A 24158-nucleotide genomic window follows, 5' to 3' on the forward strand; every position below is an offset into this window, starting at 1 on the left:
GTCCACTTGGTGGGCGGGCGCGGCGGGCGCGCGGGGCGCGCGGCATGAGGTCGCGGCCCATGTCGCGGCGGGATGCGCCGGAGCGTGACGACGGTAGCCTGGCGCCATGAACGACCGCGACGCAGCACACGGCACCGACGACGCCACGCAGGGGGCCGGCACCGGCCCCGCCGCCGTCCCGCTCCGCGACATCGTCGCCGCGCCCGTCCCGGCGTGGCGGCACCGCGTCCTCGGCACCGACCTCGCCGACCTCGCCGCCCGCCAGGACTCCGGAGACCCGGACGCGGCCCGGCTCGAGGCGATGATCGTCGGCGCCGGGTGCTTCTGGGGCGTCGAAAAGCTCCTGTGGAACGTCCCCGGCGTCGTCCACACCGCGCCCGGCTACGCGGGCGGGACGATGGAGGACCCCGACTACTACACGGTGTGCTCCGGGCGCACCGGACATGCGGAGGTCGTCCTCGCCGTCTTCGACCCCGCGCGCGTCACCTACCGCGATCTGCTGCGGCTGGTGCTGGAGAACCACGACCCGACCCAGGGGAACCGGCAGGGCAACGACATCGGCGCGCAGTACCGGTCGGCCATCTACCCCGTCGACGACGCGCAGGCCGCCGTCGCGCGCGAGCTGCTCGACGCGTACGCGCCGCGGCTGGCCGACGCCGGCTACGGGCGCGTGACGACGGAGCTCGCCCCGCTCGCCGGCCTCCCCACCGCGCGGTTCCACGTCGCCGAGGAGCCGCACCGCCAGTACCTCGACGCGAACCCGTTCGGGTACTGCCCGGTCCACGCGACCGGCGTCGCCTGCGGATAGGGGGCGCCGTAGTCGCCGCCGTCCCCGGGCGCGTGGGCGCCGTCGTCTGCGGGTAGGCGGGGCGGCGTCGCCGGGGTGTCGACGGCGCGGCGTCGTTGCCGGGTACGTAGGCGTCGTCGGCCACACCGACCCGGCGGCCAGGGGCGATAGGGCACCCGTGCAAAAGTGGCCAGATTTTCGCCGCGCGGGCCGGTAAAAACCCAGGTCGGTTTTCGTGCCGCGGCGGCTGGATGGCACCTAACGCACGAGTGCCCCTGCTTGGCGGGCGGCCGGCCCGCCCCGTCGTCACGCGAAAGCGCGCCCGCCCCGCCGGCACGCGAAAAAGGCGCGGCCCGCGGACGTCATCGTCCGCGGGCCGCGCCCCCATCCACGGTCGCTCCGCCCGGAGGCGGGGACCGGTCATCCGGAAGGCCGGGGCCTTACTGCTGCGGGGCCTCGCCCTCGCCGCCCAGGCGCTGCTTGGCGGCGTCCTGGACCTTGTCGACCTTGTCGGCGTGCTTGTCGCCGGTGCGCTTGTCGAACTCGTCGCCGGCGCGCTCGATGCCCTGCTCGACCTTGTCCGGGTTGTCGGAGACGAACTGCTTGGCCTTGTCCATGATGCCCATGGTGAATCACGGTCCTTTCGCGTATTCGTTAGTTCCCGGCTCCCGCCGGTGCGTTACGCGGTTCACCATAACGACGGCCCCGCCGCAATGCAGCCCGCGGACCGTGCATGACCGCGAATTAAACGGAATCGTTATGCGCTAATTCCCGGTGACCTGCGATCGCCCGCTGCGCGGAAACCCCGGGAACCCGCCGCGCCCCGTCACTTCGGGACGGTGTTGCGCCGGATCCACTTCTCGATGCGCTCGAAGCGCACGCCGCCGGCGCCGCCCCGGTCGTCGTCGAACGGCAGGCCCAGCACGGCGGCCCAGGCGTGCAGTGCCTCCGCCTCGTAGCGGTGGCCGTGCCCGTCGGCGACGTCGACGCTGACCAGCCCGTCGACGAGCACCTGCCAGAACGTCACCAGCGGCCACCAGCGCATCGACGGGATGACGTCGCGGCCGACGCGCTCGCGCAGCCACGCGGGCCGGCGCCACGCGAGCGGCCAGTCCCACCACACGATGGGGTCGGAGGCGTGCTGCATGTAGACGACGCGCGGGTGGCGCCATTCGCCGAGGTCGCGGCCGTGGAAGTCCTCCCACAGCTCGGCGGGGCGGGTGGCGAAGCGGATGTGGCGGCCGCCGTCGACGACCGGGGCGATGGCGGGGGAGCCGGCGTCGCGGCGCGTCGTCAGCTCCTTCCAGATGGGCGTGAACGCCGGGGTGCCGGACCAGACGGCGCCGTCGACGAGCGCGAGCATCTCGTCGGCGTCCTCGAACGCCCCGTTGCCGCCGTAGCCGCCGAGGGACTCGCCGGCGACGATGAGCATCGGCCGGTCCGCGGCGGGCAGGCGGGCCCATTCGGCGCGGACGCGCTCGAAGAGGACGCGGCCGGCGCGGACGGGGTTGTCGCGGGCGGTGATCCAGGCGATGGGGCTGGGCAGGTCGGAGTACTGCATGGACACCTGGGCGCAGTCGCCGCCGAGGAGGAACTCCACGCCCGACAGCGCCCATTCGGGCACCCAGCCGGTGCCGGTGGACGTGTAGACGACCAGGTGGTCGCGCCGGAACGCGCCGGTGCGGTGGAGCTCGCGGACGATGAGCTCCGCCTGCGCGTGGACGGTGCGGCCGCGGACGCGCCCGGCGTAGAGGCGGATGGGCTCCAGGCAGTCGCGCTCGTCGGCGTCGGTGACGGCGGCGATGTCGCGGCGGCGCGGCCCGTCGGAGACGAAGCTGCGGCCCTGGGCGCCGAGGGCGTGCCACGGCTCCATCGACCAGGGGCTGCCGGAGCGCTCCGGCTCCCACGGCTGGTAGCGGCCGGGCATGACCAGGGAGTTGAGGCGCGCGGCGTTGCGGGAGACGCGCTCCGCGATGCGCCTGACGACGAGCCGGTCCGCGGTCGTCGCGATCGTCGCGCCGACTATGGCGCCCGCCAGGGCGGGGGCGGCGTAGCGCGGCAGCCGCGGGGCGAACAGCCTGTTCAGACCGTCGTAGGCCAGTTCGGCGAGGGCGGTGAAGCCGCGGGTGGCCAGGTAGGCGCCGGTGGCGATGGCGGTGCCGCGCAGCTGGCCGCGCCGGCCGGCGAGGGCGTCGTAGCCGACGAGCTCCGCGATCGTCGCCTGGTGCACCACGGACCGGGCCCAGATGACGGCGGTGACGCCGGTGAGCGCCGCCTGCCCCGCGACGGTCAGCAGGTCGGTGGTGCGCTCCGACGGGATGAGGGCGCGCACGGCGGGGGTGCGCCGCAGCCGCGCCGTCGCCGCCGACAGTCCGAGGCCCGCGGACAGGCCGATGACGTGGCCGGACAGCTGGGCCATGAACGTCGTCAAGGCGTTCGAGGCGGTGGGGCGGGGCATCAGCGACGGGGTGAACGCCGCCCACGACGCGACCTGCGCGCCGACGAGGCCGGGTGCCAGCAGCGGGACGTGCCGCGACGCCCGGCGCAGCTGGCGCAGGCGGCGGCGCAGCGGCCGGGGCGTGATCGCCTCCGGGGCCTCACGGCGCGCGGCCGCCGCGGCCCACCGCCTCATCGTGCCCCGGACGCTCATGGCGCCATGATTGCAGACGGGGCGGCATCCCGCGGGCCGACGAGGGGGACCGCCCGCGCGGCACCCGCGCCGGGCCCGCGCCGCCGCGCGGGTCCCGTCGTCAAGCATCGTGCGCCGCACCGCATGACCGGCCGTCCGTGTCCGCGCCCCGCGCGATCCCGCGCCATCGCGCGTAGAACTGGACGTGCGGGCCCGCGGCCGCACCGGCCGCCGGGCAAAAACGACGCGACGAGCCCCCAGGAGGCAGCGAATGAAGGTTTCCGCCGGCAACAAGGTCGTGCTGATCGGCGCGGGCGACGTGGGCGTCGCCTACGCCTACGCGATGGTCAACCAGGGCATCGCGGATCACCTGGCCATCATCGACATCGACGAGCGCAAGACCGAGGGCAACGTCATGGACCTCAACCACGGCGTCGTGTGGGCGCCGTCGCGGACGAAGGTCACGCGCGGCACGTACGCGGACTGCGAGGATGCGGCGCTGGTGGTCATCTGCGCGGGCGCGGCGCAGAAGCCGGGGGAGACGCGGCTGCAGCTGGTCGACAAGAACATGCGCATCTTCAAGTCCATCGTCGGGGAGGTGATGGCCAGCGGGTTCGACGGCATCTTCCTGGTGGCGACGAACCCGGTGGACGTCCTCACCTACGCGACGTGGAGGTTCTCGGGGCTGCCGGCGCACCGCGTCATCGGCTCGGGCACCATCCTGGATTCGGCGCGGTTCCGCTACATGCTGGGCGAGTACTTCGAGGTGTCCCCGATGAGCGTGCACGCGTACATCGTCGGCGAGCACGGCGATTCGGAGCTGCCGGTGCTGTCGTCGGCGACGATCGCGGGCGTCGGCCTGTCGCGCCGGATGCGGGAGGAGCCGGAGCTGCACGACGAGCTGGAGTCGATTTTCACGCGGACGCGCGATGCGGCGTACGAGATCATCGACAAGAAGGGCTCGACGTCGTACGGCATCGGCATGGGCCTGGCGCGCATCACCCGCGCGATCATCCAGAACCAGGAGGTGGCGGTGCCGGTGTCGGCGCTGCTGCGGGGGGAGTACGGGCACGAGGACATCTACATCGGCACCCCGGCGATCGTGAACCGGCACGGCATCCGCCGGGTGGTGGAGCTGGAGCTCGACGACTACGAGAAGGGCCGGTTCGACGAGTCCGTCGCGACGCTGCGCGAGGTGCAGGACCCGTTCTTCGGCGAGGGCGGCGAGTACGCGTAGCCCGCGCCACCTGCGGTGATGCGTGACGACGCCCCGCGCGTGCGGTGGTCGCCGCCGCGCGCCGGGCGCGGCGTCCGCGGGTCTCGTGCTTTGCGACGGCACCCGCCGCGGCTCAGCCGCCGAAGGGCAGCTCCGCGATGACGCGGTGGACGGCGCGGCCGCCGGGGCCGGCGCCGAGCTCGGAGGCGACGAGCAGCAGCGGGCCCGCGGTCCAGGACGGGCCGGAGTAGCGGGCCAGCGCCGCCGCGGCCTCCGCCATGGGCCCGCCGGCGTCGCGGCCGGCGGGGCGGGCGACGTCGCGGCCGCGGGCCGGGGTGCGCGCGAGCGTGACGTGGGGGCGGGGCTCGGGTTCGGAGGCGCCGGCGTCGCCCGGGGCGTCGTCACGCGGGGCGGCGTCCCGGCACGCGCGCATCAGCGACGGCAGATCCCGGGCCCCCGGACCCGCGACGCCGGCCCACAGCACCCGGCCGCCGAACGTGCCGGAGCCCGCCAGGCGCAGCTCCGGGGCGGGGCGCGCGGCGGCGACGGCGGCGAGCCGTCCGGCCAGCGCGTCCGCGGCGTCGTCGGGGACCTCGCCGTGGAAGGCCGTCGTCAGGTGCCACTGCGCCGGATCCGACCAGCGCAGGCGCGCGGCGCGGGCGTCGCGGCCGCGGGCCGGGGCGGCGTCGGACGCGTCGAGGCGCGCGCGGGCGGCGGCGACGGCGGCGGCCAGGTGATCGCGGGCGTCGTCGGGGATGCCGAGTGCGGCGAAGAGCCTCATGCCGCCGAGGCTAGTGGCGCCGCCCACCGGCAGATGAACTTCCGGTGAACGTTGGTGCGCGGGGCGGATCCGGCGTCGTCTTTCCGCCTCCGGCGGGCCATGATTGGCGGGACCGCCGGAAACCGCCGGCGACGGACGAGGAAGGGGAGACGGTGACGACGCGGGACGACATCCGGCATCTGATGGGGGAGCTCGAGGACCTGCTCGGGCAGCTCGACCGGGTGAGCGCCGACGCGGCGGAGGATCTGGAGCGGATCCACCCGGAGCACCGCTCGTCCGCCGAGAACCTGCTGCACTACGCGCACCTGCGCACCCTCGACATCCGCGCGCTGCAGAACGGGCTGCACGATCTGGGAGTCACCAGCCTCACCACCGTCGAGTCCTTCACCCGCGGCCGCCTGCGCCTGGCGCGCCGGGTCCTCGCCTCGCTGCTGGGCGAGGGCGGCGCGGACCTGGAGGCGGTGTCCTCCATCATCGAGGCCGACGACGACGCCGACCGGGCGCTGGAGGCCAACGCCGAGGCGCTGTTCGGGCGGGAGCGTGACGACGTGCCCGCGCGCATCATGGTCACCCTCCCGTCGGAGGCCGCCGACGACCCGGACCTGGTGCTCGGCTTCGCGGAGGCGGGCATGGACCTCGCCCGCATCAACTGCGCCCACGACGGGCCGGAGGCGTGGCTGCGGATGATCCGCCACGTCCGCGCCGCCGGCGACGCCGTCGGCCGGGAGATCCTGGTCAACATGGACCTGGCCGGGCCGAAGATCCGCACCGGCGACATCGTCCGCGGCCCCCGCGTCGGCCGCGCCCGCACCACCCGCGACGACGCGGGCACGGTGCTCACCCCGTCGAAGCTGTGGCTCACCGCCCGCCGCGTCGACCTCGGCGGCCCCGACCGCCCGGAGCCCGCCCCCGCCCCGCCGAAGGACCTGCCCGGCCGGCCGGCGCTGGAGCTCGCCGTTGACGCCTCCTGGCTCGCGAACCTCCAGGTGGGGTCCGTCATCTCCATGCACGACAACCGGGACTCCAAGCGCGAGTTCACCGTCGCCCGCGTGGAGGACGGCGGCGTGCTGGCGGAGGGCATCCAGAACGCCTACGTCGCCGAGGGCACGCTGCTGAAGCACGACTACGAGAAGACGCGGGCCACCGGCGTCGAGCGCGTCGAGCGCAAGCTCCGCTTCGAGACGGGCGACGAGCTCATCCTCACCGACGAGCCGGTCGCCGCCGACGTGCCGACCGCGCCGGGCGAGGTCGCCCGCGTCGCCTGCAGCCTGCCGGAGGCCGTGCGCGCGCTCGCCCCGGGCGACCCGGTGCTGTTCGACGACGGCGCCATCGCCGCCGAGGTCGTCGCGGCGGACGACGTCGACGGGGGCTTCCGCGACGTGCGCCTGCGCGTGACGCGCGCGAAGCCGGGCGGCCAGAACCTCGCCGCCCACAAGGGCGTCAACCTGCCGGAGACGGAGCTGCCGCTGCCGTCGCTGACCGACGAGGACGTGGAGCACCTCCGCTTCGTCGTCGAGCACGCCGACGTCGCCGCCGTCAGCTTCATCCGCACCACCGCCGACGTCGACCGCGTCCTGGAGACGCTGGAGGACATCGCCGCCGGGCACGAGCGCCGCGGCCGCGACGACCTGGCGGAGCGGGCCCGCACCCTCGGCGTCGTCCTGAAGATCGAGACCATCCCCGCGTTCGAGAACCTGCCCGGCATCCTCGTCTCCGCCATGCGGCACGAGAACCTGGGCGTCATGATCGCCCGCGGCGACCTGGCCGTGGAGCTGGGCTTCGGCCGCATGGGCGAGGTCCCCGGCCAGATCCTGGCGCTGGCGCAGGCCGCCCGCCTGCCCGTCGTCCTGGGCACCCAGGTGCTGGAGTCGATGGCGAAGTCCGGCCTGCCGTCGCGCGCGGAGATCACCGACGCCTCCTACGCCCTGCGCGCCGAGTGCGTGATGCTCAACAAGGGCCCGCACATCACCGACGCCATCCGGGCGCTCAACGACCTGGCGGGCAAGATGGGCCGCTCCCAGCGCAAGTCCCGCATCATGCTGCGCCGCATCCGATCCTGGGGCGGCCCGCGATGACCGGCCCGGCGCCGCTGCCGCCGCAGCCGGGCGCGCCGGCCGGCCACGACGCCGTCGTCCGGCAGAGGTCCGGCCACGTCCGCGTCTCCGCCGCGATCGCCGCCGGCCTGCACCTGGCCGCCGCGCTGCTGACCTGGCTGTCCTTCCGCCCCGTCGCCGGCGACCCGACCAGCGTGCTGCTGGCCCGCCCCCTGGCGGAGCTGACGGGGCTGCTGGCGGACGCGGCGGCCGTCGTCACGCTCCTGCTCGTCTGCGGCGTGCTCGCCGCGCTGGAGCGGCGGGCGCTGGCGCACGAGCCGCCGCCGGCGCGCGGCGCGGCGGCCGTGCGGCGCATGCACCGCGTGCCGGTGCTGAACATCCCCGGGCCGGTGACGGCGCTGGCGGAGACCGGCGTCCGCGGCCCCGGCCGCTGGGCGTGGTTCGCCGCGTGCGCGGCCGTCGCCGTCGCCGCCGTGCTGCGGTTCACCGGGCCGGACTCGGCGGCCGCGGACCTGCGCGCCCACGTCGCCGCCGCCGGCGCGGCGCTGCTGCTCGCCGCCGCCGCGGTCGCCCTGCGCGCCGGGCTGGCGCCGGGTGCGGGCCGCCGCATCGCCGTCCCCGGCGGGCCGGGCGCACGCCGCGACGGGGACGGGGAGCCCGCAGAGCGCCCGTTCTGGTCCCGCGGCCTCGTCGACCCCGCGCCCGCCCGGCCCCGCCCGGGCGTCGTGGAGCCGCCGCTGGAGGACTTCGTCGACGACCTCATCATCCGCTCGGACACGGCCGGCGGCGCGGGCACGCCCGCCCGCCCCGCCGACGCCCCCGCGCACGCCGCCGCACGCGGCACCGCCCCCGCCACCGCCGACCAGGAGACCCGCTGATGGAGATCATCGCCCACCGCGGCGCCTCGGGCGACCACCCCGAGCAGACCCTCGCCGCCTACGAGGAGGCCGTCGCCCAGGGCGCCGACGGCGTCGAGTGCGACATCCGCCTCACCGCCGACGGCCACCTCGTGTGCGTCCACGACTCCACGTTGGACCGCACCACCGACGGCTCCGGCCGGGTGTCCATGCACACCATCGAGCAGCTGCGCCGCCTCAACGCCGGCACCCCGGACGACCCGCAGCCGGTGCTGGAGTTCGACGACCTCCTCGGCTTCGTGAAGGACCACAAGGACCTGGGCTTCTTCATCGAGACCAAGCACCCCGTCCCCCGGGGGCTGGCGACGGAGCGGAAGCTCGCCGAGAGCCTCGCCCGCCACGGCATGGACGCCGACGAGCGGGTGCGCATCATCAGCTTCTCCGCCCGCTCCATCTCCGACTGCCGCCGCCGCTTCCCCCGCCTGGACGCCATCCAGCTGGTGGAGCGCCCCGGCGCCACGACGTTCGCCCGCCGCATGGCGGCCCGCCCGAAGGTCATGGGCGTCTCCCTCAACGGCGACCGCGGCGACAGCCGGGGCGTCGACAGCTGGCGCCGCCCCCTCTACGCGTGGACGGCGCAGCGCGACGTCGACGTCACGTGGGCCCGCGACCGCGGGATCCGGTGGCTGGCGACGGACTGGCCGGGGCGTGCCCGCGAGGCGCTGGCGGCGAACGCCCGCACCGGTGGCTATCTTGGTGCGCGTGGGAAAGAAGTCTCGTAAGAACCGCACGACCGAACAGCTGCCGGAGGGCATGAGCCGCCGCCAGGCGAAGCTCGCCGCCCGCGCCGCCGAGCGCGAGCGCCTCGCCGGCAACCCCCGCCCGTTCGAGGGGCAGGAGCACGAGGCCGACCTCGTCGCCCTCCGCGAGTTCGTGCCGTCCGCCGTCGTCCCCGTCGACGTGAAGGGCGCGGAGCGCGACGTCCGCGTCGTCACGCTCCTGCCGGGCGGCGCCGCCGCCCTGACCCGCGCGGCCGACGCCGGCGGCGCCGCGCTGGTCGCCCTGCAGACCCGGGAGCGCTCCAACGACGCGGGCGCCGACCTGGCCCGCGCGCTGCAGTGGGCCGCGCAGGCCGGCGACGGCGAGACCCTGGAGACCGCGGTCTCCGGCGACGCCCCCGCGCTGAACGACGTGCTCACCGCGGTGCGCCTCGACGAGCTCGAGGTCTTCGAGGGCTACGACTGGTGGCTGCCGGAGGGCGTGGAGCGCACCCCGTTCCTGGAGCAGAACCTCCGCGCCGCCAACGACACCGTCCTGCCGTCGTACCGCGTCGACGCGGACGTGCCGGGCGCGGTGTGGTGGGTCGACCCGGGCGAGCGGGCGCACATCCGCTGGATCCGCCCGGAGGTCGAGGGCCCGCTGCTCGACGCGCTGGCCCGCGTCCACGCCGCCGACAACCTGACCCTCGGCGAGGGCTCGAAGTTCGCCGGCGTCTTCCGCGCCGACGGCGTCCTGGTCCCGGTGTGGGACCTCGACCGCGAGCGCCCGTACGCGGAGTGGGCGGGCCCGGTGGAGGACTTCCAGAAGCGCCTCGCGGAGGCGCTGGAGTCCGTGCCGGAGCGTCCGCTGACCGCCGACGAGCGCAAGTCGCGCGACACCATCGTCTCGCGCCAGGTCACCATCCGGTAGCGCGCGTGCGGGGTGCGCGCCCCGCATATGCGTGACGACGCCCCGGGCGCCGCGGGGAGGGCAACCCCCGCGGCGCCCGGGGCGTCGCGCGTGCGGCGCGGCGGCCGCGGGCCGTGCGGACGGCGGGGCCGCCGGGCCGCCGCCCCGCCGCCCCGCCGGGGCCCGGGCGGGCCGGGCCGCGGGCGTCAGCGGATCCGGTCGAACAGCTCCCGGGAGCCGGCCTCGTCCCAGTACAGGACGTCGCCGACGTCGACCGACGCCCCGCCGGAGATGGGCACCGTCTCCGAGTTCACGCCGAACGCCATCTGGGCGACCAGGCGGGCGAGGTGCCAGGAGTGGTCGCCGTCGCCGACGATCATGGACTCCAGGGCGGCGTTCGTCGTCGGCAGCAGGCGCACGGGGTTCAGCAGCACGCCGGGGGAGCGCAGCCGGTTCATCAGCGCGCCGAAGAACTCGCGCTGGCGCTCCACGCGGTCCAGGTCGCCCTGGGCGGTGGCGCGGGTGCGGACGTAGCCGAGGGCGGAGCGGCCGTCGAACTCCTGGCAGCCCGCCTGGATGTCGATCCCCGCCATCGGGTCGTCGATGGCCTGGTCGGGGCACAGGGTGATGCCGCCCATGCCATCGACGATGTGGGCGAAGCCGCCGAGGCCGACCTCCGCGTAGTGGTCGATGCGCACGCCCGTCGACTTCTCCACCGTCTCCACCAGCAGCGGGGCGCCGCCGTAGGCGAACGCCGCGTTGATCTTGTCCATGCCGTGGCCCGGGATCTCCACGTAGGAGTCGCGGGGGATGGACACCAGCGTCGGCTTCCCGACGACCGGCAGGTGGGCGATCATGATCGTGTCGGTGCGCTGGCCCTCGATGGCGCCGCCGGCGTTGAGCTCCGCGTTCTCCTCGTCGGTCAGCCCCGCGCGGGAGTCGGAGCCGATGATGAGCCAGTTCGTCGCGATGCTGCGGCCCGGTCGGTCCTGCAGGCCGGCGAACACGTCGGTGCGGGAGAGCTTCGAGTCCGCCCACAGCAGGCCGCCGCCGGCGACGACCAGCACGACGAGGACGAGGAGCATCAGCGTCCGGCCCGGCCGCAGGCAACCGCAGCCGCAGCCCGGGCGGGGCATGCGGCGGCCGCGGCCGCGCGGGCCCCGGCCGTCATAATCGTCGTAGCCGTCGTAGCCGTCGTAGCCGTCGTAGCGGTCGTCCCGGCGGGGCGGCTCCGGCCGGTAGCCGCGCGGCGGGAAGCGCGGATCGTCCTGGCCCGGCAGCAGCGGCCGCTCCCGGTCCAGCCGGGTCGACCCGGCCGCGCCCGCGGCCCCGGCCGCACCGGCGCCGCCGCCCCGGCCGCGGTCCAGGCGGGTGTCGCCCGACCGGCCGCGCGGATCGATGGCGGGCATGTCGACGCGCGTCTCGTCCGCCGCCCCCGACGTCCGGTGCCGGCCCGGCTCGCCGGAGGTGCCGCGGCGCCGCCGCGCCTCCGCCGCCCGGCGGCGGATCTCCGCGGGGTCGAGGCGCGGATCGCGGGGGCGCCCCTCCTCCGAGTGGGCCCCGCCGTCGCCGCCGGGGCGGCGGGCGCCGGCGCCGCGGCGGGCGTCGTCACGCGACCCCTGCCGCTCCCCGTGCAGCGGCCGCTCCCACCGCGGCTCCGCGCCCCGCGCGAACCCCGCGGGGCGCTCCGGGTGCTCCGGCCGCGGCGCGCCGGCCGGGCGGCGGTAGATCGGACGGCCGAAGCGGTCCAGGCGCGGGCGCCCGTCCGGGCCGCGGACGATCTCGCGGCCGTCATCCGGCCCGTGTCCGTCGCCGGGCCCCTGCGGTGCGTTCATGCGCCCAGCGTAACGGGCGGGCGGCTCCTTGGCGGCCTCGGCGGGCGGGTCGCGCGGCGGGCGCGCGGGTCACGCACGGCCGGCGCACGGCGGGCGCTCGCTCGCCCGGGCCGCGTCCGGGCCGCCGTCGGCGTGGCCGATCTATCGTGGCGCCATGGCCGGAAACCCCGACGACCCCCACGTGAAGACCCGACCCGGAGCCCCCGACGGCTTCTTCGACTGCGAGGCCGCGGGCCTGCGCTGGCTCGCGGAGGCCGAGGACCGCGGCGGCGCCCGCGTCGTCGGCGTGCTCGGCGCCGGCCCCGGCGAGCTGCGCCTGGCCCGCATCACCCCGGCGCGCGCGACCCGGGAGGCGGCGGCGGAGTTCGGCGCCCGCCTGGCCGCCACGCACGACGCCGGCGCCGACGGCTTCGGCGCCCCGCCCGCCGGCTGGGAGGGCGACGGCTTCTTCGGGCCCCTGTCCGACCCGCGGCCGATGACGCTGGTCCCGCGCGCGACGTTCGGCGAGTTCTGGGCCGATGACCGGCTCGCCCCCGCCCTGGCGGAGCTCGACGGCGTCTACGGGCCGGAGGAGCGCGCCGTCTTCGACCGGCTGCTCGACCGCCTGCACGCCGGCGAGTTCGACGACGACGATCCCCCGGCCCGCGTCCACGGCGACCTGTGGGGCGGCAACCTCATGTGGGACGCCGAGGGTGCGGTGCTCATCGACCCGGCGGCCCACGGCGGCCACCGGGAGGAGGACCTCGCGATGCTGGCGCTGTTCGGCGCCGACCACCTCGACGCCATCGTCGGCGGCTACCTGGAGGCACACCCGCTGCCGGGCGGCCGCGCCGGCGTCGCCGAGCGCACGCCGCTGCACCACCTCTACGGGGTGCTCATGCACGCGGTGCTCTTCGGCGGCGGCTACGCCGGCCAGGCGCTGTCCATCGCCCGGAGGTACGCGTGAGCGCCGGGGCGGGCGAGGTCATCGTCCTCGTCGCGCCGTCGGGGCATCCGAACTTCGGCGACGAGCTCATCGTCGCCGCCTGGCTGCGCCGCCTCGCCGCGGTCCGCCCGGACGCGGAGGTGGTGCTCGACTGCCACACGCCCGGCACCGCCGCGGTGCTGCACCGGGGGCTGCACCCGAACCTGACGGTGGTCAACACCCTGTTCCGCCTGGCCGCCGACGCCGACCACGACGTCCGCGCCGGGCTCGTCGGTGACCCGCCGGCGCCCGGCCCGGACGGGGTGCCGGACCCGGCCGAGCTGGCCCGCCGCATCGCGGTGCTCGCCGCCGACCGGGCGGCCGACCCGTCGCTGTTCCCGCTGCTCGGGCCGAACCTCGCGCTGGCCCACCGCGCCACCACCATCCACCTGGCCGGCGGCGGCTGGGTGACGGACCTGTGGCCGCTGCACGCCGGCGTCGTCGCCGCGGCCGCGACGGTCGCGCAGGTCGCGGGCGCCATGCTGGTCGCCTCCGGGCAGGGCCTGGTTCCCGGGGAGGCGCTGGCGGACGAGCTCGCCCCGTGGTGGGGGCGGTTCAACGCCGTCGACGTCCGCGACGCCGGCTCCGAGGCGCTGGTCCCGCCCGGCCCGCAGCTCAGCCGCTCCGGCGACGACGCCTGGCTGGACCCCGGCGACGGCGCCGGCCCCTTCGGCCCCGGCCCGGAGGCCGCGCGGGACCGCGGCATCGTCGTCTGCGCCCAGTCCGACCTGCTGGCCGGCGGGCCGGACGAGCTCGCCGGGCACGTCGCCGCCGCGCTGCGCGCCTGGGGCGCGGAGGGCCGCGACATCGCCGTCGTGGAGTGCGTCCCCGGCGCCGACGCGCAGGTGTGGGAGCGCGTCGCGGAACTCGCCCCGGAGCTTGACGACGGCTGCCTGCGCGTCGGCTTCGGCGACCTCTGGGCGGAGGGCCTGCCGGCCCGCCCCGGCCAGCGGTGGCTGACGACGCGCTACCACCCGCACCTCCTCGCCGCCGCCCGCGGGGCCTCGGGCGTCGCCGTCGACGCGCACGTCGGCGGCTACTACGCCGCGAAGCACGGGGCGGTGCGCGCCGCCGGCTCCGGCTGGCCCATCGTCGCGCCGGCGGGCCTCGCCGGGGCGGAGCCGGGCCCGGGCATGGACGCGCGGGACGCCGCCGTCGCCCGCGCGGCGAAGGAGACGCTGGCCGACCGGTTCCTGCCGCCGGAGCGGGGGCTCGCGGGCCTCGGGCGGTGGCTCGGGCGCTGACCGGCGCGCTGCGGGCGGCGCCGGGCACGTCCGCGGCCCCGTCGCGGAGCGCGGGCCGCCGGCGTCCGGCACGGCGGCCGCGCCCGCCCCGTCGTCACGCCAGCTGCGACAGCAGCGGCTCCGCCAGCGGGTAGCCCAGGAACGCGACTGCGTCGATGAGGAAGTGCGCCGCCACCAGCGGCCACACCCGCCCCGTGCGCAGGAACCACGCGGCGAAGACGACGCCCATCACGACGTTGCCCGCCCCGGCGCCGGCGCCCTGGTACAGGTGGTACGCCCCGCGCAGCACCGCCGACGCGGCGACGATCCCCGCGGCCGACCAGCCCAGGGCTCGCAGCCGCAGGGCGAGCCAGCCGACGACGACCAGCTCCTCCGCCACCGCGTTCGCCGCCGCCCACCCGAGCAGCGGCACCGCCGTCGCGAGGGTGACGCCCATCGCCGCCGGGTCGATGGGCCGGCCGAAGCCCAGCAGCACCCCGGCGACGTAGAGGCCCAGGCCCGGGATGCCGATGCCCGCCGCCAGCGCCGCGCCCCACCCCAGGTCGGACCACCGCGGGCGGCCGGGCATGCCGCGGACGCCGTCGCGGGCGAGCAGCAGCCACGCCAGCGCGCCCCACGACAGCAGCGCGGCGATGCGCACCACCTGGAACAGCGGATCCAGCCACGGGTTGTCGGACCACGAGGAGTTCAGCGCCAGCGGCTGGTCCGACAGCGACCCGGCGGCCAGCGCCTCGGCCAGCCGCAGCACCGCCTGCAGCGCCGAGGTGCCGAAGGTGACCAGCAGGACCACGGCGATCTCGATGCGCAGCAGCCGCGCCGGCGTGCGCGCGACGCCGTCGCGCGCCGGGTTCGCGGCGCGGGACGTCCCGTCCCGGCCGGTCACGGTGCCTCCCCGGCCAGGTCCGCGGCGAGCATGAGCAGCTCCGCCTCCCCGACCGTCACGGCCCCGAGGTGCACCGACGGCGGCAGCGGATGCGCCGCGCCGTCCGCGCCGGGCGCGCCCACGTCGCCGGCGACTTCCGCGCCCGCCGCGCCGGGCGGTTCCGGCAGCGGCACCGACAGCCCCGCCCAGCCGGCGAGGTTCCACAGCGAGCACCACGGCGTCCACCGCGTCTGCGCCGCGAAGTCCCCCGGGTGGTCCAGGCGGGAGAACGCGCCCACCGCCGGCGGGTCGTGCGCCAGCGTCGGCGTGACGACGACGTCCGCCACCCACCTGCCCCGGATCCGCGCGGCGAGGCCCGCCCGCTCCCGCGCGTCGGCGGCCGCCCGCTCGTCGCCGACGGCGTCGCCCATCGCCCGGATCCACCGGACCATGGGGGAGTGATCGGCCTCCGGCAGATGCGCGAAGGATCGGGTCATGATGCGGGTGAACAGGCCGAAGACCTCGTCGCCCGGGTACGGCTCCGGCACCTCGGCGACGTCGTGGCCGGCGTCGGCCAGCCGGTCCGCCGTCCGCAGCGCGGCGTCGCGCCATCGCGGGTCGACGGGGCAGTCGGCGTGGAAGGGGACCGTCGTCACGCCCACCCGCAGCCGCCGCCGCGGGGCGGGGGAGATCCCGGTGAGCAGCGCCGCGTCGCCGAGGTCCCGGACCAGGAACCCGGCGGCCGCGAGCGACCCGGTGCGGATGCCGTGCGCCGGCTTCAGGCCCACCAGCCCGCACGCCGCGGCGGGCACGCGGATGGAGCCGCCGCCGTCGCTGGCCAGCGCCGCCGGCAGCAGCCCCCGCGCCACCGCCACCGCGGAGCCGCCGGAGGATCCGCCCGGCGTCGCCCCCGGCAGGACCGGGTTCACGGGCGCGGGCAGCTCCGTCGGCTCGGTGTAGGCGGTGGCGCCGAGCTCCGAGGTGTGCGTCGTCGCCACGGGCACCGCCCCGCGGGCCAGCAGCGCCTCCACCACCGGCGACGTCTCGTCCGGCACGTGGGCCAGGCGGGCGGAGCCCAGCGTGCACGGCGCCCCCGCCAGCGGGAACAGGTCCTTCACGCCGACGGGCAGGCCCAGCAGATCGGGGGCGTTGCGACGGTCCCCGCCGGCGCCGCGCCCTTGAGCCCGGGCGTCGTGTGGGCCGCGGCGGCCCTCCGGCGCGAGCGGTCCGGACCGCTCCGCGCGCAGCGCGCCGGCCCGCCGAGCCGCCCGCTCCGCGTGATCGGGCAGGAGCGCCGCCACGCCCGTCGCCTCCCCCGGGCCCGAGCAGGCCCGGAGCGCAGCGTCGGCGGCCTCCGCGGCTGACAGGGAGCCGTCGTCAAGCAACCGCAGCAGCTCCCGCGCACCCCGCGCCGCGACCGGGGGAGCGGCGGGGGAGGCGGGGCGCGCGGGCATGGCGACGATCGTAGCGGCGGAGCCTGCGCACCCGCCCCCGCGTCCCTAGAGTCGGGGGCATGACCACCGTGACCTACCTGGGCCCGCGCGGCACCTTCACCGAGACGGCACTGCTCACCCTCGCGCGCCGCGGCGACATCCCCGGCGCCGCGGGCGAGGACGACGTGACGGCCGTGCCCGTCGCCACCCCGGCGGAGGCGCTCGCGCAGGTCCGCCGCGGCGAGGCCGACTACGCCTGCGTGGCCATCGAGAACAGCGTCGACGGACCCGTCACCCCCACCTTCGACGCCCTCACCGCCGGCCCCGAGCTGCAGATCTACCGCGAGACGGAAATCGGCGTCGCCTTCTCCATCCTCGTGCGGCCCGGCACGGGCGCCGCGGACGTCGCCAGCTTCGTCACCCACCCCGTCGCCTACCCGCAGGTCAAGGAATGGGTCGATGGCCACCTCCCCGGCGTCGAGGTCTTCGGGGCCAGCTCCAACGCCGCCGCCGCGCACCTCGTCGCCGACGGCGTCCGCGACGCCTGCGCCGCCCCCGCCCGCGCCGGCGAGCTCCTCGGCCTCGAGGCGCTGGCCGAGGGCGTCGCCGACGTCCGCGGCGCCCGCACCCGCTTCGTCCTCGTCGGCCGCCCCGGCGCCCCCACCCCGCGCACCGGCCGCGACCGCACCAGCGTCTCCTTCACCCTGCCCCACAAGCCGGGCACCCTGATGGACGCGATGAACGAGTTCGCCGTCCGCGGCATCTCCCTGTCCCGCATCGAATCCCGGCCGACCCGCCGCCTGATGGGCACCTACCGGTTCCACATCGACCTCATCGGCCACGTCGACGACCCCGCCGTCGCCGAGGCGCTCGCCGCCCTGCACCGCCGCGCCGAGGACCTCCGCTTCCTCGGCTCCTGGCCCGCTGGCGAGGGCACCTCCACCTTCGACGCGACCCCGCCGGACATCGCCGAATCCGTCGCCTGGGTCGACGGCCTGCGCGAGGGGAGGCGCTGACATGCGGGGCGTCGACCGGCTCATCCTCATCCGCCACGGCCAGACCACGGCCAACGTCGCGAAGGTGCTGGACACCGCGCTGCCCGGCGCCCCGCTCACCGACCTCGGCGTCACGCAGTCCCGCCGCCTCGGCCGCATGCTGCTGTCCGACGTCGACGGGCTCGGCGACCTGGTCACCTCCCACGCCCTCCGCGCCCGCCAGACCGGCGCCGGCGCCGTCGCCGGCCTGCACCGCTGGGCCGGCCCCGGCGTCCGCCTGCGCCACGCCGACGGCCTGCAGGAGGTCAGCGCCGGCGACCTCGAGGGCCGCACCGACTTCGACGCCCACCGCACCTTCGCCGAGCTGTTCCACGGCTGGCTGCACGACGCCCCCGACCGCCCCACCCCCGGCGGCGAATCCGGCGCGGACCTGCTGGCCCGCTGGCTGCCCGCCCTCGGCGCGCTCATCGCCGAGCGCGGCGGCGTCGCCCCCGGCGCCGACCCCGCCGAGGCGGCCGCGGGCGACGGCGTCGCGGGCGATGGGGCGGGCTCGCCCCTGGCGGTCATCGGCCACGGCGCGGCCATCCGCCTGGTCTCCCGGCACCTCGCCGACATCGACCCCGGCTACGTGTTCATGAACAAGCTGCCCAACACCTCCCGCGTCGAGCTGGTCCGCGATCCCGCCGCCGGCGACGACCCCACCGCCTTCGGCTCCTGGCGGCTGGCGAAGTGGGCGGCGCTCGACGGCTCCGACGGCGCGCCCGTCACGCCGCGCCGCGGCGACGACTTCGGCGGCTGAGGGGCGCGCCTTCCCCGCGGCGTGCGCGGGGAGACGCGGCCGGCCGGCGCGCGCGGCCCGGGCCCCGTGCCGGCGCGGGGCGCGTCGTCACGCGAACGGGGGGAATCAGGCGTAGCCCAGGCGGTCGAGGTCGTCCTCGTCCATCCCGAAGAAGTGCCCCACCTCGTGGACGACGGTGACGCGCACCTGCTCCACCAGGTCCTCCTCCGACACGCAGAAGTCCAGCAGCGCGTCGCGGTAGACGTGGATGACGTCCGGCATGCCCCAGTGATCGGCGGTGCGCTCCGTCAGCGGCACGCCCTCGTAGAGGCCGAGCAGATCCGGCTCCTCCGGATTGCGGTCCGCGACGAGGATGACGACGTTGCCGAGCTCCCGCAGGAACTCCTCCGGGATGCCGTCGATGGCCGCGTCGACCAGCTCGTCGAAGCGCTCGTCGGAGATGCCCTCCAGCATCGTCACCAGCCCTGGCCGGAGGTGCCGGCGGCCCCGTTCGCGCCTCCGCCCGCGGTGCCGTTGGCGGTGCCGTCCGCGCCGTTCGCGCCGGCTGCGCCTCCGCCGGAGGCCGCGGCGCCGTTGCCGCCACCGCCGCCGTTCGGCGCGGCGCCCGCATCCGGGTCCGGCGCGACGCCGTCGACGGTGTACTGGCCGCCCTGCACGGAGCCGGACAGGACGGAGAAGCCCTGCGACCCCGCCGCCGACGCCGCGATCCAGCAGTTCACGCTGCGGGTGTTCGGGTACAGCGCCGGATCGACGGTGAACCAGAACGGCAGCAGATCCGTGCCGTACAGCGCATCCGGGGCGCCCAGGTAGTCCGTCGCCATCGTCGAGCAGCGGTCCGCCAGATGCGCGTTCTGCTCGTCGACCGTCGGGCCGTGGTCCGGGAAGTCCGCGGCGAGGTCGACGAAGCCCGTCGCCTCGAAGAGGTGGTCGCCGGCGCAGTCGGCGGGCACCAGCTGGTTGTTCTCGTCGATCGTCGCGCACGTGCCGGGCTCGCGGATGACCGCCTGGTCCAGGTCGTGCACCGCGCCGCGGAACGGGATGACCCGGTCGGCGGCGACGTCGTGGACCTGGATGCCGCACAGCAGCGTGCGGTCGCCCTCGTCCCAGTCCGTCGCCGGCGGCAGCATCTGCGACACGATGAACCGGCCCGCCGGGTTGAACTTCCCGCCCAGGTACTCGTCGGCCGCGGGCACGCAGACCTCCGCGCGCAGCGCGAGGATCTGGTCCTCCGTCGGCCGCCCGGCCTCCTCCGAGAACACGGCGGACCACTGCGGCAGCTCGTCGACGTTGACGCGGGCGGTCGTCTCGAACAGGTGCGGCTCGCCGCAGGCGACGACGTGCAGGTGCTCCAGCGCCGCACCGGTCGTGTCGTCCCAGGTCAGGCAGTCGCCGCGCTGGGCGGCGGTGAAGTCGTCCGGCGGCTCCTCCGACGACGTCGCCGCCGGGCCGGAGGACTCCGCCGCCGTCTCCCCGGTGCCGGGGCCGTGGACGAGGCCCAGGCCCGGGTCGACGTCCGCGAACGTCATGGCGCCGCCGGCGACGAGGCCGCCGGCCAGCATCGCGGCGGAGGCGGCCCGCAGGCCCCAGCCGTCGCGCCAGGAGTTCGACGCGCGGCGGCGCCCGTCCGCGGGCCCCGCGTCGTACGCGCCGTCCGCGTCGTCGTACGCGGCGTCGTCGTGCGCCCCGTACGCCGCGTCGGCGTCGTGGTCGTCGTCGTGCGCGGGATCGCGCAGGTCGCCGCGCAGATCGTCGCGTGCGTCGTCGGACATGCCCGGTCCTCCTCTCCCGGTCCCCGGTCGCGTTGTCGCCCCCATTGTGCCCGAAATAGAATGGCCCGACGGCCCCGGCCCCGGGGCGCGCACCCCGCCGCGGACCGCCCGCGGGCCCGCCCGGAGACCCCGGCGGCGGCCCGCCGCCGCGGCGCCACGACCCCGGACCCGGAGGTGATCCCGCCCATGAGCTGGGCCAACCTGTTCACGATGCTCGGCTTCCACGTGGTGGGCATGACCAGCCCCGGCCCCGACATCTTCCTCGTGCTCCGCACCGCGACGCGTTCGCGGCGGCACGCGCTGGCGGCGGTCGCCGGCATCGTGACGGGGTCGACGCTGTGGGTGACGCTGACCGTCGTCGGCGTCGCCGCGGTGATGGCGGCCAACCCGGCGGTGATGGCGGCGGTGCAGCTGCTCGGCGGCCTGTACCTGGCGTGGATGGCGTGGTCGATGCTGTCCTCGGGCGTGAAGGGCGTGATGGAGCTGCGGGCCGGCGCGATCCCGCCGCCGGTCGACCAGGCGCTGGGGTCGGTGCGGAAGGCGTTCCGCACGGGCCTGCTCACCAACCTGTCGAACCCCAAGATCGTCCTCTTCTTCACCGCCGTGCTCAGCCAGTTCATGCCGGTCGACGCGGCGTGGTGGGTGCAGCTCGTCTACATCGCGGCGCTGCAGCTGTGCGCCGTCGCCTGGTTCGGGCTCATCGCCGTCGTCGTGTCCACCGAGCGCATGACGCGTCGCATGGTGAAGGCCGGGCCGTGGATCGACGTCGTCGCCGGCGTCGCGTTCGCGGTGCTCGCCGTCGTCATGCTCACGGAGGCCGCGGGCGCGCTGCTGGGGTAGCCCCCGTTTCGCGTGACGACGGCACCCGCCCCGGCGCGCGTCCCCCGCCCGCGCGGGCGCGCCGCCGCCCCCGCCGCGCGGCGCGAGGCCGGGCGGGTAAACTTTTCGACCGTGATTGATCTGAAGTTCCTGCGTGAGAACCCGGACGTCGTGCGCGAGTCCCAGCGCACCCGAGGCGAGGACCCGGGCCTGGTCGACGAGCTGCTGGCCGCCGACGAGCGCCGCCGGACGGCCATCGGCTCCGCCGACGCCCTGCGCGCCGAGCAGAAGGGCTTCGGCAAGAAGATCGGCCAGGCGTCGAAGGAGGAGCGCCCCGCCCTGCTCGAGCAGGCGAAGGGCCTGTCCGACCAGGTGAAGGCCGCCGAGGCCGAGCAGCGCGACGCCGAGGCGACGGTCGAGGCCATCCAGATGCGCCTGGGCAACGTCGTCGAGGGCGCCCCCGCCGGCGGCGAGGACGACTTCGTCGTCCTGGAGCACGTCGGCGAGGTGCCGGAGTTCGACTTCGAGCCGAAGGACCACCTGGAGCTCGGCCAGTCCCTCGGCCTCATCGACATGGAGCGCGGCGCGAAGATCTCCGGCGCCCGCTTCTACTTCCTCACCGGCTACGGCGCCATGCTGCAGCTCGGCCTGCTGCAGCTCGCCGCCCAGAAGGCGACCGCCGCCGGCTTCCAGCTGATGATCCCGCCGGTGCTCGTCCGCCCGGAGACGATGCGCGGCACCGGCTTCCTCGGCGAGCACGCCGACGAGATCTACTACCTGCAGGAGGACGACCTGTACCTGGTCGGCACCTCCGAGGTCGCCCTCGCCGGCTACCACTCCGACGAGATCATCGACCTGTCCGACGGCCCCCGCCGCTACGCCGGCTGGTCCTCCTGCTTCCGCCGCGAGGCCGGCTCCCACGGCAAGGACACCCGCGGCATCCTCCGCGTCCACCAGTTCGACAAGCTGGAGATGTTCTCCTACTGCCGCCCCGAGGACGCCGAGGCCGAGCACCGGAAGCTCCTGGACATGGAGCGCGAGATGCTCGCCGCCGTCGAGGTGCCCTACCGCATCATCGACGTCGCCGGCGGCGACCTCGGCTCCTCCGCCGCCCGCAAGTTCGACACCGAGGCGTGGGTCCCCACCCAGGGCACCTACCGCGAGCTGACCTCCACCTCGAACTGCACCACCTTCCAGGCCCGCCGCCTGCGCACCCGCTACCGCGACGAGGAGGGCAAGTCCCGCTACTGCGCCACCCTCAACGGCACCCTGGCGACGACCCGCTGGCTCGTCGCCATCCTGGAGAACAACCAGCGGGCCGACGGCTCCGTCGTCGTCCCCGAGGCGCTGCGGCCCTTCGTCGGCCGCGACGTCCTCGAGCCGCAGAAGTAGCCTGCCGACGAGCGGGGGATCTCCCCGTCGTCACGCACGGCGGCGGCGACCCGCGCACGCGGGGAGCCGGCCGCGGACCCCGACCCACGCACCGACCCCACCGCCAGAGGAGACCCGAGCGCATGGCCAACGCCGACGCATGGAAGACGCTGCACGGATTCCGGGTGCCCGCCGGGTACTCCGAGCCGGAGAAGACCGACGAGGCGAAGGAGTGGTTCTACGGCGGCCTCATCCTCCGCGTCGCCCGCTGGTACATGCGGTTCCAGGGCCTCGACATCACCGTCGAGGGCTCCGAGAACATGCCCGTCGACGGCGGCGCCATGGTCGCCGTCAACCACACCGGCTACTTCGACTTCGTCTACGGCGGCATCCCCGCCTACCTCAACGGCCGCCGCCTGGTCCGCTTCATGGCGAAGAAGGAGATCTTCGACCACCCCGTCGCCGGGCCGCTCATGCGCAAGATGAAGCACATCCCCGTCGACCGCGCCGCCGGCCGCGGCGCCTACGAGGAGTCCGTCCGCCGCCTGCGCGGCGGCGCCCTCGTCGGTATCTTCCCCGAGGCCACCATCTCCCGGTCCTTCGAGGTCAAGGAGCTGAAGACCGGCACCGCCCGCATGGCCCGCGACGCCGGCGTGCCCATCATCCCGGTCACCATCTTCGGCTCCCAGCGCGTGTGGACGAAGGGCCGCGACAAGAACCTCGGCCGCGTCAAGGCGCCCATCTGGATCCGCGTCGGCGAGCCCATCCAGCCCGGCGACGACGCCAACGAGTCCACCGCCCGCCTGCACGCGGCGATGGAGGAGCAGCTCGACGCGCTCAAGGCCGACTACCTGGAGCGCTACGGCGCCGAGGACGGCGCCTGGTGGGTGCCCGCCGAGCTCGGCGGCTCCGCCCCGACCCTCGAGGTCGCCAACGAGATGGACGCCCGCGACAAGGAGGAGCGCGAGGCGCGCCGCGCGGCCCGCGGCTCGGGTTCGGGCTCGGGTACGGCCGAGGGCTCGGGCGGCAGCGGCGGGGACGGCGCCGCCGGCGGTGCCTGACGCGGCGCCGCTGCTGGTCGCCAGCGACATCGACGGCACCCTCCTCGACTCCCGCGACCGCGTCCGGCCGCGGCTGCGCTCCGCCATCGGGCGGATGATCCGCGCCGGCACCCCGCTGGTCCTGGCGACGGGCCGGCCCGCGCGCTGGATGACGCCCGTGCTGCGCCAGCTGCCCGTGCGCCCCATGTGCGTGTGCGCCAACGGCGCGGTGACCTGGGACTCCTACCGGGACGTCGTCACGTCCTTCCGGGGCCTCGACCCGGAGGCGCAGGCCCGCGCCGTGGAGCTGGCGCGCGAGGCGCTGGCCGGGCGCGGGGGCGTCGGCGTCGCCGCCGAACGCCCCGGCCGGACCTCCGTCGACCCGCCGGAGGAGCTGTTCGTCGTCGCCCGCGACTACGACCACGCGTGGGACCCGATGGGCCACGACCTGGTCGACGAGGCGGAGGTCATCTCCGCCCCCGCCACGAAGCTGCTGCTGCGCAACAGCGCCATGACCTCCGCGGAGATGCTGGAGCTCGTCGCCCCGGCGATCCCGCCTGACCTGGCGCACGTCACGTACTCGGTGCCGGAGGGGCTGCTGGAGCTGTCCGCCCCCGGCGTCACCAAGCGCCGCGGCCTGGAGGAGATGGCGGAGCTCGTCGGCGCCGACGCCTCCCGCGTCGTGTGCTTCGGCGACATGCCGAACGACATCGAGATGCTGCGGTGGGCGGGCCTCGGCGTCGCCATGGGCAACGCGCGCCCGGAGGTCAAGGAGGCCGCCGACGAGGTCACCGCGGCGAACGACGACGACGGCGTCGCCCGCGTCCTCGAGCGCTGGTTCTAGGCGGCCGGCGGGGTCGCCGGCGGCCCCGCCCCGCATGGTCCGGCCCCCGTTCCGGCCGTGCTCCGCATGGTCCGGACCCCGTTCCGGCGGGGCCCCGCACGATTCGGACCCCCTTCCGGCCGGGCGCCACATGATTCAGACCCCCTTCCGGCCGTTCCGACCCAGTTGAAACGGGGTCGGAACGGCCGGAA

22 protein-coding genes are annotated in these 24158 nt (G+C 76.2%); 14 read left to right on the forward strand and 8 right to left on the reverse strand.

Features of this window, described 5'->3' with window-relative positions; all coding sequences use genetic code 11:
- Positions 1-106: 106 nt before the first annotated feature.
- Complete coding sequence (msrA, locus tag QQS41_RS10020) at positions 107-808, forward strand: peptide-methionine (S)-S-oxide reductase MsrA (RefSeq protein WP_448852585.1); 702 nt, start codon at positions 107-109, stop codon at positions 806-808.
- Between the two features lie 419 nt (positions 809-1227).
- Here msrA and QQS41_RS10025 read toward each other — a convergent pair whose 3' ends face one another.
- Both QQS41_RS10025 and QQS41_RS10030 read right to left on the reverse strand, forming a co-directional pair.
- Positions 1228-1404, reverse strand: a complete 177-nt coding sequence (locus QQS41_RS10025) for an antitoxin (RefSeq protein ID WP_448852586.1) — start codon at positions 1402-1404, stop codon at positions 1228-1230.
- 209 nt (positions 1405-1613) lie between these two features.
- Positions 1614-3437 carry an alpha/beta-hydrolase family protein gene (locus QQS41_RS10030; RefSeq protein ID WP_448852587.1) on the reverse strand — a complete coding sequence of 608 codons (1824 nt, stop codon included), beginning with the start codon at positions 3435-3437 and terminating at the stop codon, positions 1614-1616.
- A 250-nt stretch (positions 3438-3687) separates the two neighbouring features.
- Between QQS41_RS10030 and QQS41_RS10035 the strand changes: the two genes are divergently transcribed.
- Complete coding sequence (locus QQS41_RS10035; RefSeq protein WP_448852588.1) at positions 3688-4653, forward strand: L-lactate dehydrogenase; 966 nt, start codon at positions 3688-3690, stop codon at positions 4651-4653.
- A 112-nt stretch (positions 4654-4765) separates the two neighbouring features.
- Here the strand turns inward: QQS41_RS10035 and QQS41_RS10040 are convergent, their stop codons facing one another.
- Positions 4766-5413 (reverse strand): 2'-5' RNA ligase family protein, encoded by a 648-nt coding sequence (locus QQS41_RS10040; RefSeq protein ID WP_448852589.1) that lies wholly within the window; start codon positions 5411-5413, stop codon positions 4766-4768.
- 152 nt (positions 5414-5565) lie between these two features.
- Here QQS41_RS10040 and QQS41_RS10045 point away from each other — a divergent pair, with 152 nt between their 5' ends.
- Genes QQS41_RS10045 through QQS41_RS10060 form a run of 4 tightly spaced genes read left to right on the forward strand, consistent with a single transcriptional unit; the run spans position 5566 to position 10013 of the window.
- Positions 5566-7488 (forward strand): pyruvate kinase, encoded by a 1923-nt coding sequence (locus tag QQS41_RS10045; protein WP_448852590.1) that lies wholly within the window; start codon positions 5566-5568, stop codon positions 7486-7488.
- On the forward strand, positions 7485-8345 hold the full coding sequence (locus QQS41_RS10050; RefSeq protein ID WP_448852591.1) for a hypothetical protein: 861 nt from the start codon (positions 7485-7487) through the stop codon (positions 8343-8345). Before QQS41_RS10045 ends, QQS41_RS10050 begins: the two co-directional genes overlap by 4 nt.
- On the forward strand, positions 8345-9106 hold the full coding sequence (locus tag QQS41_RS10055; RefSeq protein WP_448852592.1) for a glycerophosphodiester phosphodiesterase: 762 nt from the start codon (positions 8345-8347) through the stop codon (positions 9104-9106). The genes QQS41_RS10050 and QQS41_RS10055 overlap by 1 nt, the downstream gene beginning before the upstream one ends.
- Entirely contained in the window at positions 9087-10013 is a 927-nt protein-coding gene (locus QQS41_RS10060; RefSeq protein ID WP_448852593.1) for a DUF5926 family protein, read from the forward strand. The genes QQS41_RS10055 and QQS41_RS10060 overlap by 20 nt, the downstream gene beginning before the upstream one ends.
- 185 nt (positions 10014-10198) lie before the next feature.
- Here the strand turns inward: QQS41_RS10060 and QQS41_RS10065 are convergent, their stop codons facing one another.
- Positions 10199-11827, reverse strand: coding sequence for an LCP family protein (locus QQS41_RS10065; protein ID WP_448852594.1), 1629 nt, complete (start codon positions 11825-11827; stop codon positions 10199-10201).
- A 154-nt stretch (positions 11828-11981) separates the two neighbouring features.
- Here QQS41_RS10065 and QQS41_RS10070 point away from each other — a divergent pair, with 154 nt between their 5' ends.
- Both QQS41_RS10070 and QQS41_RS10075 read left to right on the forward strand, forming a co-directional pair.
- Complete coding sequence (locus QQS41_RS10070) at positions 11982-12773, forward strand: fructosamine kinase family protein (protein WP_448852595.1); 792 nt, start codon at positions 11982-11984, stop codon at positions 12771-12773.
- Entirely contained in the window at positions 12770-14035 is a 1266-nt protein-coding gene (locus QQS41_RS10075) for a polysaccharide pyruvyl transferase family protein (RefSeq protein WP_448852596.1), read from the forward strand. The genes QQS41_RS10070 and QQS41_RS10075 overlap by 4 nt, the downstream gene beginning before the upstream one ends.
- 94 nt (positions 14036-14129) lie before the next feature.
- On the opposite strand, the gene QQS41_RS10080 is transcribed toward QQS41_RS10075, so the two are convergent.
- Positions 14130-14918 carry a CPBP family intramembrane glutamic endopeptidase gene (locus QQS41_RS10080; protein WP_448852597.1) on the reverse strand — a complete coding sequence of 263 codons (789 nt, stop codon included), beginning with the start codon at positions 14916-14918 and terminating at the stop codon, positions 14130-14132.
- Positions 14915-16351, reverse strand: coding sequence for an amidase (locus QQS41_RS10085; protein ID WP_448852598.1), 1437 nt, complete (start codon positions 16349-16351; stop codon positions 14915-14917). Before QQS41_RS10085 ends, QQS41_RS10080 begins: the two co-directional genes overlap by 4 nt.
- 59 nt (positions 16352-16410) lie before the next feature.
- Here QQS41_RS10085 and pheA point away from each other — a divergent pair, with 59 nt between their 5' ends.
- Both pheA and QQS41_RS10095 read left to right on the forward strand, forming a co-directional pair.
- A complete protein-coding gene (gene pheA, locus QQS41_RS10090; RefSeq protein ID WP_448852600.1) occupies positions 16411-17346 on the forward strand; it encodes a prephenate dehydratase in 936 nt (311 codons plus the stop codon).
- Position 17347: 1 nt separating this feature from the next.
- Entirely contained in the window at positions 17348-18124 is a 777-nt protein-coding gene (locus tag QQS41_RS10095) for a histidine phosphatase family protein (RefSeq protein ID WP_448852601.1), read from the forward strand.
- Between the two features lie 105 nt (positions 18125-18229).
- Here QQS41_RS10095 and QQS41_RS10100 read toward each other — a convergent pair whose 3' ends face one another.
- Positions 18230-18577, reverse strand: a complete 348-nt coding sequence (locus tag QQS41_RS10100; RefSeq protein WP_448852602.1) for a metallopeptidase family protein — start codon at positions 18575-18577, stop codon at positions 18230-18232.
- Positions 18578-18579: 2 nt separating this feature from the next.
- Positions 18580-19893, reverse strand: a complete 1314-nt coding sequence (locus QQS41_RS10105; RefSeq protein WP_448852603.1) for a septum formation family protein — start codon at positions 19891-19893, stop codon at positions 18580-18582.
- Positions 19894-20079: 186 nt separating this feature from the next.
- On the opposite strand from QQS41_RS10105, the gene QQS41_RS10110 reads away from it, so the two are divergent.
- The 4 genes from QQS41_RS10110 (at position 20080) to QQS41_RS10125 (ending at position 23967) form a co-directional block, all read left to right on the forward strand.
- A complete protein-coding gene (locus QQS41_RS10110) occupies positions 20080-20733 on the forward strand; it encodes a LysE family translocator (protein ID WP_448852604.1) in 654 nt (217 codons plus the stop codon).
- A 111-nt stretch (positions 20734-20844) separates the two neighbouring features.
- A complete protein-coding gene (gene serS, locus QQS41_RS10115; RefSeq protein WP_448852605.1) occupies positions 20845-22104 on the forward strand; it encodes a serine--tRNA ligase in 1260 nt (419 codons plus the stop codon).
- Positions 22105-22226: 122 nt separating this feature from the next.
- Positions 22227-23144, forward strand: a complete 918-nt coding sequence (locus tag QQS41_RS10120; RefSeq protein WP_448852606.1) for a lysophospholipid acyltransferase family protein — start codon at positions 22227-22229, stop codon at positions 23142-23144.
- Complete coding sequence (locus QQS41_RS10125; protein WP_448852607.1) at positions 23137-23967, forward strand: HAD family hydrolase; 831 nt, start codon at positions 23137-23139, stop codon at positions 23965-23967. Before QQS41_RS10120 ends, QQS41_RS10125 begins: the two co-directional genes overlap by 8 nt.
- The last annotated feature ends 191 nt before the right edge of the window (positions 23968-24158 follow it).

It is taken from the genome of Corynebacterium sp. 335C (assembly GCF_053525695.1).